Origin of the sequence: Legionella sp. (genome assembly GCF_049790535.1) — a bacterium.
In the GTDB taxonomy this organism is placed as follows: domain Bacteria; phylum Pseudomonadota; class Gammaproteobacteria; order Legionellales; family Legionellaceae; genus Legionella.
The window spans coordinates 1-2,292 of record NZ_JBAQZB010000052.1 but is presented as its reverse complement, the minus strand read 5'-3'; the positions used below and the strand labels follow the sequence as shown (position 1 = coordinate 2,292).

Sequence of the window (2,292 nt, the reverse complement as noted above, 5' to 3'; positions counted from 1 at the left end):
AAAATTATTCGTAAAATGAATAATAATGACGTAGGTCATGATATTTTACTCCCAAAAGTAATTGTTGTGGCTTAGCTGGTAGTTGAGATTGCCGTCTCTTCTATCAGCGCTTTAAGTACAGATTTTTTAAACTGCATGGTTATCATATTTTATTCTTTATCTGGTTTCAATGATTTAGTAACGAATGGGACCAGACAATCTCATTTCAGTGTTAAATACTTTCTTATGTCCCGCTTTAATGAACTGTTCTGGATTTTATTATTCCCTGTTTTTGAAGAAAAGATACCACATAACTCCGCTCCCTTATGACATCCAGGTAAAACTTCAGTTTGAGAATTAGCTGTGCGGGGGAATGCTGGTAAAATTGGTGCGTGGCATGAACTATCTGGGAGAGGTTTATTAGTAAATAATACTAAAATATTATGGATGTTTTTACACTCACTTAAATCATAAACCATACTTGAAAGGGTGTAATTTATTCCTAAAAATGAATCCGCATACACGCCGGTTATAAAATTTCCTGGTACAGGCTCAAAAGACACCGCATTTATTTCAATTTTACTGAAGCTAATATCCCTCAAATTCTGACAAAGCAAAAAGACTGCAGCACCACCACGACTAAATCCGTACAAATTAAGACGTAATTTTTCATGTCCATTTTTAATACGTTCCCTAATGTTATTTTCCAGTTGTTTTATCTGATTCACTAAACGAAAAGTGAAAACTACACCCAAGTCTCTAAGATCGTTGTTATTTACGCCGCATCCCTCTAAACAAATAGAATGAGATTTTTGATTATCATCATTCACTGTCAGCTTATGTGTTACGGCTCGCAATCATAAATCACTCGACCCGCAAACAGGGCTTAAATTTGGCCCGAATTAATTGCGACTATAATTCATCTTTGGCCCACTTTATTTACCATTGAAATTTGGGGCTGATAGAGAGTTATTTAGTTTTTCTGAAACGTCTAGCGTAAGCTCATATCCAGAAACTCCGACAGGCTTATCAATAAATTAACCATTTTATGGAGTGTTTAATTGTTACGGCTCGCTTTTAACTTTCAATTAATAATCTAAGAGACACTAATGCATAATGTATTCAACACCGTGATCATAAGCCAACCTTAAAAGTTTTAAATTAGCGCCTTTAGGATGAACCTCCCCTCTTTCCCATTTTTGATAAGTCGAAGGAGCAACATTTAATATTCTCGCTATCACAGATTGACTTAATTTTTCTCTTGAACGCATTGCCCTAATTTCAGAGGGGTCAAGTTCCTCTACCTCACTCAAACTTAAAGTCTCAATTTCTTTAATTGTAACTTGACTCAAGCCAAGATCATGGGCTGTTTCTAACATTGCATCAATAATTTTACTCATTCTTCAACCTCCAATAAAAAGCCTTCTTTAATTAACTCATTGATTTTTAAATCGGAATAAGCTAATAAAGATTTAGCAATGATTTTAAATGCCTTTTCTTCATTTGAAGAAATATTACTTTTCGCATTTTTCTCAAAACCAAACACAAAAAAACAATGCTTTCCTTTTTTGAAAGCAACGATAGTTCTACTACTACTGCTCTTTCCCCTTCCCTTATTAGCAACACGTTTTTTTATTACACCTCCACCATAATTTGCCTCATAAATTTCAATTGCAATTTCTTTGGCAGCAAGACTAAGTGATTCATCGTTAACTTGATTTTTTATAGCCCATTTGGCAAATAGCTTGGTTTTTATTATTTTCATCGTCATGCCTTGTATAGTAAATATTACTATAGCAAAAATTACTACACTTATCAAATTAGATCACTCACCTTACGCAGAGGCCTTCAATAATTGCAGCTCATTGAACATAATTTGATTCGCTTTAAGCAGTAATTTTTGTTTAATAGCAAAATGATTCAAAGACGTTTTCACTTTCAATAATTCAAGCTTGCAGTAAGCAATGATTGATGCAAATAAATGATTACATTGGGTTCTGATGGTCTTAGTTGGTGATCCTCAACTATTAAAAAATTTTTATGAGCTTTTGAGTTCATTTGAGCACCTTCTTTTTCAGTAAAAGCGCTATTATTTAGAATTTATCCAAATCAAAAAAGGGTCTAAAAGGGACATCAGTTAGGGTTTCGGAGCTATTTGCCCGTAACGAATGCCAATCACAACTGCTTCAGTGATATTATTACAGTGAAGTTCACTTAAAATATTTTTCTTGTATCGTTTCACTTGTCGTTCTGATAAAGAGCAAAATTGAGCCACTTGTTGGGAATTTTTTCCTTGAGAAAATAAATAAAGAC

Annotated in this window: 4 protein-coding genes and 1 pseudogene; all 5 read right to left on the bottom strand. The window is 33.7% G+C overall.

The window, feature by feature from the left end:
* Positions 1 to 200 precede the first annotated feature (200 nt).
* On the bottom strand, positions 201 to 809 hold the full coding sequence (locus tag WA877_RS02595; RefSeq protein WP_425169376.1) for a hypothetical protein: 609 nt from the start codon (positions 807 to 809) through the stop codon (positions 201 to 203).
* A 276-nt stretch (positions 810 to 1,085) separates the two neighbouring features.
* Positions 1,086 to 1,379 (bottom strand): helix-turn-helix domain-containing protein, encoded by a 294-nt coding sequence (locus tag WA877_RS02590; protein ID WP_425169375.1) that lies wholly within the window; start codon positions 1,377 to 1,379, stop codon positions 1,086 to 1,088.
* On the bottom strand, positions 1,376 to 1,744 hold the full coding sequence (locus tag WA877_RS02585) for a type II toxin-antitoxin system RelE/ParE family toxin (RefSeq protein WP_425169374.1): 369 nt from the start codon (positions 1,742 to 1,744) through the stop codon (positions 1,376 to 1,378). Before WA877_RS02585 ends, WA877_RS02590 begins: the two co-directional genes overlap by 4 nt.
* 69 nt (positions 1,745 to 1,813) lie before the next feature.
* Positions 1,814 to 1,996: pseudogene (locus tag WA877_RS02580) on the bottom strand (IS701 family transposase); the annotation flags it as partial.
* Between the two features lie 120 nt (positions 1,997 to 2,116).
* Positions 2,117 to 2,292: helix-turn-helix domain-containing protein (locus WA877_RS02575; RefSeq protein ID WP_425169014.1), on the bottom strand; the 176-nt coding region annotated here is incomplete at its 5' end.